Genomic DNA, 5357 nt, shown 5'->3' with positions numbered 1-5357 from the left:
GCCCCGGGCCGGCGGGCGGCGCGGGGAGCGACCGGAGGGGCGGCAGTGGTGCGGACACGGGGCGGGGCGGTCCGTTGAGGATCCTGCACACATCCGACTGGCACCTGGGCCGGTCCTTCCACCGGGTGAGCCTGCTCGACGCCCAGGCCGCCTTCCTGGACCACCTCATCGCCACCGTGCGCGAACACGAGGTGGACGCGGTCGTGGTGGCCGGGGACGTCTACGACCGCGCGGTGCCGCCGCTGGCCGCCGTCGAGCTGTTCGACGCCGCCCTGCACCGGCTCGCCGAAGCCGGCACGCCCACCGTGATGATCTCCGGCAACCACGACTCGGCCCGCCGGCTCGGCGTGGGCGCCGGCCTGATCCGCGGGGCCGGCATCCACCTGCGCACCACCCCGGCCGGAGCCGGCACCCCCGTGCTGCTCTCCGACGCGCACGGCGAGGTCGCCTTCTACGGCCTGCCCTACCTCGAACCGAGCCTGGTCCGGGCGGAGTTCGCCGTCCGGAGGGCCAGCCACCAGGCGGTGCTCGGCGCCGCCATGGACCGGGTCCGCGCCGACCTCGCGGCCCGCCCGGCCGGCACCCGCTCCGTCGTCCTCGCGCACGCCTTCGTGGCCGGCGGCCAGGCCAGCGACAGCGAGCGGGACATCACCGTCGGCGGGGTCTCCGCCGTCCCCGCCTCGGTCTTCGACGGAGTGGACTACGTCGCCCTCGGCCACCTGCACGGCAGCCAGCGCATCAGCGAGCGGGTCCGCTACTCCGGCTCCCCCCTCGCGTACTCCTTCTCCGAGACCGACCACCGCAAGACCATGTGGCTGGTCGACCTCGGCCCGGACGGCAGGATCACCGCCGACGAGCGGATCGACTGCCCCGCGCCCCGGAAGCTGGCCAGGCTGCACGGCAGGCTGGACGACCTGCTCGCCGACCCGGCGCTCACCCGGCACGAGGACTCCTGGGTCGAGGCCACGCTCACCGACCCGGTCCGCCCGCCCGAGCCGATGGCCCGGCTCGCCGTCCGCTTCCCGCACGCCATCAGCCTGCGCTTCGCCCCCGAGCGCGCCGACGGCCTCTCCTCCGGCTCCTACGCCCGGCGGCTGCGCGACCGCGACGACCGGCAGATCGCCGAGGACTTCGTCGCCCACGCCCGCGGCGAGGGCCCCGACGCGCGCGAACGGGCCGTGCTCGGCGCGGCCTTCGACCACGTACGCACCGACCTGACCCGGCGCGAGGCCGCCGGATGAGCCCCGGCGACCCGCGGGAGGGGACCTGATGCGCCTGCACCGGTTGACCGTCACCGGCTTCGGCCCGTTCGGCACCACCCAGACCGTGGACTTCGACGCACTCGGCGAGGCCGGACTCTTCCTGCTGCACGGGCCCACCGGCGCCGGCAAGACCTCCGTGCTGGACGCCGTCTGCTACGCCCTGTACGGATCGGTGCCCGGCGCCCGGCAGTCCGCCGGCATCCCGCTGCGCAGCGACCACACCCCGGCCGGCACCAGCACCGAGGTGGTGCTCGACCTCACCGTGGGCGAACGCCGGCTGGAGATCACCCGCCGCCCCGCCCAGCAGCGGCCCAAGAAGAACGGCAAGGGCTTCACCACCGAGCGCGCCCAGTCCTGGCTGCGCGAGCACCGGCCGGACACCGGCGCCTGGGCCGACCTCAGCCGCTCCCACCAGGAGATCGGCCACGAGATCGAGACCCTGCTCGGCATGAGCCGCGAGCAGTTCTGCCAGGTGGTGCTGCTGCCCCAGGGCGACTTCGCGCGCTTCCTGCGCGCCGACGCCGAGACCCGCGGCAAGCTGCTGGGCCGGCTCTTCGACACCCATCGCTTCCGGGCCGTCGAGGAGCGCCTGGCCGAGCAGCGCAAGACGGCGCAGCGGCAGGTGGAGAGCGGCGACGAGAAGCTGCTCGCCCTCGCCCACCGGATGGCGCAGGCGGCCGGCGGGGCCGCCGCGGACTGGCCCGCCCCCACGGCCCGGCCCGGCGAGCCGGGCCTCGCCGGCGAGGTGCTGGGCTGGGCGGCCGTCGCCCGCGCCGGCGCCCGCGAGGCCTGGGCCGTCGCCGAGTCCCGGCTGCGCCACACCGAGACCGGGCAGGCCGCCGCCCGGCAGGCCCTGGACCGCGTCCGGGGGATCGCCGAGGCGCAGCGCCGGCACGCCGACGCGCTGCGCCGCCGCTCCGCGCTGGACGCCCGCCGGCCCGAGCGGGACGCCTGGCAGGAGCGCCTGGACCGGGGCCGCAAGGCCGAGCGGACCGCCGCGCCGCTGGCCCTGCGCGAGGAGGCCGACCGGGACCACCGGGCCGCCCGCGCCGAGCGGCAGCGGACCGCCGCCACGCTCCCCGCCGACCTCGCCGAGGCGGGCGCCGACAAGCTGGCCGCCCGGGAGCGCGAGACCCGTCAGGAGCTGGCCGCACTGGAGGCCGCCCGCGGCGCCGAGCGCCGCACCGGGGACATCGACCGGGAGCTGGCGGAGATCGACCGCCAGGCGCGCGCCGACGAGGACACCCTGCGGGAGACCGCCGACTGGCTGGCCGACTGGGACGGGCGCCGGCACGCCCTGCTGCGGCGCGTGGAGGAGGCGCAGGAGGCCGCCACCCGCGCCGAGCAGCTCGCCGGACGGCTGGAGGCGGCCGGCCGGAAGCTGGCCGCCGCCCGCCGCCGAGACGAGCTGACCGCCCGCGCCGGGACGGCCGACCGGGCGCTGACGGCCGCCCGGGAGGAGGCCGCCGACGCCAAGGAGACCTGGCTCGACCTGCGCGAGCGTCGGCTGCGCGGCATCGCCGCCGAACTGGCCGCCCGGCTCGCCGACGGGCAGCCGTGCGCGGTCTGCGGCTCGACCGCCCACCCTGACCCGGCCCGCCCCGGCGACGGCCATGTGGACCGCGCCGCCGAGGACACCGCGTACGCCGCCTACACCCGGGCGGACGCCGCCCGCGCCGCGGCCGAACGCGACCTGGCCGTCGTCGACGAGGCGCTGACCGCCGCCCGCACCGACGCCGGCCACCACCCCGTACCCGAACTCCTCGAAGAGCACGGTGGGTTGGAGCGGTCGCTCGCCGGGGCGCGGGCGCTGGCCGGCGGCACGCACGCCGCCCGCGAGGCGCTGGCCGCCGCGGAGCGCGAGCACGAGCAGCGGCTGGCCGTACGCCGGGAGGCCGAGCGGCGCGCGGCCGCCCGCACCTCCCGTCGTGAGGCCCTGGAGGAGCAGCGCGGCGAGCTGACCGCCGAGCTGGCCAGGCTGCTGGGCGACGCCCGCGGCACGGTCGCCGAGCGGGCCGACGTACTGCGGCGGCGTACGGCACTGCTCGCGGACGCCGCCGAGGCCGTCCGGGCCGTCGAGCAGACCGCGCGGCGGCTGAAGGAGGCCGACGCCGGCCTGGGCGACGCCGCCTACCGGGCCGGCTTCGCCACCCCCGCCGCCGCCTCCGCGGCCCTCCTCACCGACGACCAGCACCGCGAACTCCAGCGCAGGCTGGACGACTTCGGGGCCGAGGCCGCCGCCGTCGCCGACAAGCTGGCCGAAGCGGACACCCGCGCGGCCGCCGCCCTGCCGCCCGCCGACCCGGCCGCCGCCGAGGCCGCGCACACCGCCGCCGAGCGGGCCGTCCGGGACGCCGCCGCCACCCTGGCCGCCCACCGCGAGCGGGCCGCCGCCCTGGACAGGCTGTCCGCCGACGCCGCCGCCGAGGTGCGCCGACTCGGGCCGCTGCGCGAGGAGTACGAGCGGGTCGCCCGGCTGGCCGGCCTGGCCGCCGGCACCTCCGCCGACAACGAGCGCAAGATGCGCCTGGAGTCCTACGTCCTGGCCGCCCGCCTGGAACAGGTCGCCGAGGCCGCCACCGCCCGCCTCCAGCGGATGTCCGCGGGCCGCTACACCCTGGTCCACTCCGACGCCCGCACCGGGACCAAGCGCTCCGGGCTCGGCCTGCACGTGGTGGACGCCTGGACCGGCGCCGAACGCGACACCGCCACCCTCTCCGGCGGCGAGACCTTCTTCGCCTCGCTCGCCCTCGCCCTGGGCCTGGCCGACGTGGTCACCGACGAGGCGGGCGGCGTCCGGCTGGACACCCTCTTCATCGACGAGGGCTTCGGCAGCCTCGACGACCAGACCCTCGACGAGGTGCTGGACGTCCTGGACTCGCTGCGCGAACGGGACCGCACCGTCGGCATCGTCAGCCACGTCGCCGACCTGCGCCGCCGGATCCCGGTCCAACTGGAGGTCCTCAAGAGCCGTTCCGGCTCCACCGTCAGGCTGCGCGGCGCGGCCGCCCTCGACGGCTGACCCGCACCCCGCCGCGTACGCCCGTGTCCGCCGTCAGCCGCTCACCGCGCGGCGCGGCAGCGGCGAGGAGTAGACGACGCTGGTGGTCACCGATCCCAGTCCGGAGATCCGCCCCGTCACCTCCTCCAGGTGCGGCATCGACCGGGCCGCCACCTTCAGCACGAAGCAGTCGTCCCCGGTGACGTGGTGCGCCTCCAGGATCTCCGGGGTCGCCGCCAACAGGTCGTGGAACGGCTTGTAGTTGCCGTGCGGATAGCGCAGCCGCACGAACGCCAGGATCGGCAGGCCCAGCTTCTCGGGGTCCACCACCGCCGCGTACCCGGTGATCAGCCCGGCCTCCTCCAGCCGGCGCACCCGCTCGGTCACCGCGCTCGCCGACATCGACACCTCCCGCGCCAGCTCCGCGTAACTGGCCCGCCCGTCCGCCTGGAGGGCCCGAAGGATCCGCCAGTCGGTGGCGTCCGGTGCATATCCCGTCATGGCCCCTGATCTACCGGGGATTCCCCGGCGAGGCAATCCTCCTGCCGGGAAAGCGTGCTTCACCGTCCTGATCAACGGCCGTAGGTTGACCGCCATGACGACGATCCCCGCAGCCTCCGCGGCTCCCGCCGCCGCCAACCCGGTCCTGCGCGTGCCGCCCGCCTCGCCCGCCGCCGCGGCCGCCTACTTCGCCGCCTCGCTCGCCTTCCACGCGGACGTCTCCGACGTGGCCGCCGCCCTCGCCGCCGGCGGCGACCCGGGCTTCACCCTGCTGGACTCCCGCAGCACCGGATTCTGGGACCAGGGCCACCTCCCCGGCGCCGTCCATCTGCCGACCGCGCTCATCGCCGAGCAGGCCCCCCGGCTGCTCGACCCGGCCCGCCCGGTGGTCACCTACTGCTGGGGCCCCGGCTGCAACGGGGCCACCCGGGCCGCGCTCGCCCTCGCCGAACTGGGCTACCAGGTCAAGGAGATGCTCGGCGGCTTCGAGTACTGGGCACGCGAGGGCTTCGCCTACGAGAGCGCCGACGGCGCCCGGCAGGGCCCCGCCGACCCGCTCACCGCCCCCATCGCCGCCGAGCATCTCCTTGACC

General features: G+C 77.2%; 4 protein-coding genes. 3 read left to right on the top strand and 1 reads right to left on the bottom strand.

Annotation, left to right across the window (positions count from 1 at the left end):
* Positions 1-74 precede the first annotated feature (74 nt).
* Entirely contained in the window at positions 75-1241 is a 1167-nt protein-coding gene (locus C6N75_RS14655; protein ID WP_105869340.1) for an exonuclease SbcCD subunit D, read from the top strand.
* Between the two features lie 28 nt (positions 1242-1269).
* Positions 1270-4284: an AAA family ATPase gene (locus C6N75_RS14650; RefSeq protein ID WP_105869339.1), complete on the top strand. Its 3015-nt coding sequence runs from the start codon at positions 1270-1272 to the stop codon at positions 4282-4284.
* Positions 4285-4317: 33 nt separating this feature from the next.
* Here C6N75_RS14650 and C6N75_RS14645 read toward each other — a convergent pair whose 3' ends face one another.
* Positions 4318-4764: an Lrp/AsnC family transcriptional regulator gene (locus C6N75_RS14645; RefSeq protein ID WP_105869338.1), complete on the bottom strand. Its 447-nt coding sequence runs from the start codon at positions 4762-4764 to the stop codon at positions 4318-4320.
* Positions 4765-4858: 94 nt separating this feature from the next.
* Here C6N75_RS14645 and C6N75_RS14640 point away from each other — a divergent pair.
* A partial coding sequence (locus C6N75_RS14640) for a rhodanese-like domain-containing protein (RefSeq protein ID WP_105869337.1) occupies positions 4859-5357 on the top strand: 499 nt, incomplete at its 3' end.

Origin of the sequence: Streptomyces solincola (assembly GCF_002982015.1) — a bacterium.
Taxonomy (GTDB): domain Bacteria; phylum Actinomycetota; class Actinomycetes; order Streptomycetales; family Streptomycetaceae; genus Streptomyces; species Streptomyces solincola.
The sequence above is the reverse complement of the archived record's forward strand: the minus strand, read 5'-3'. Positions and strand labels throughout refer to the sequence as shown.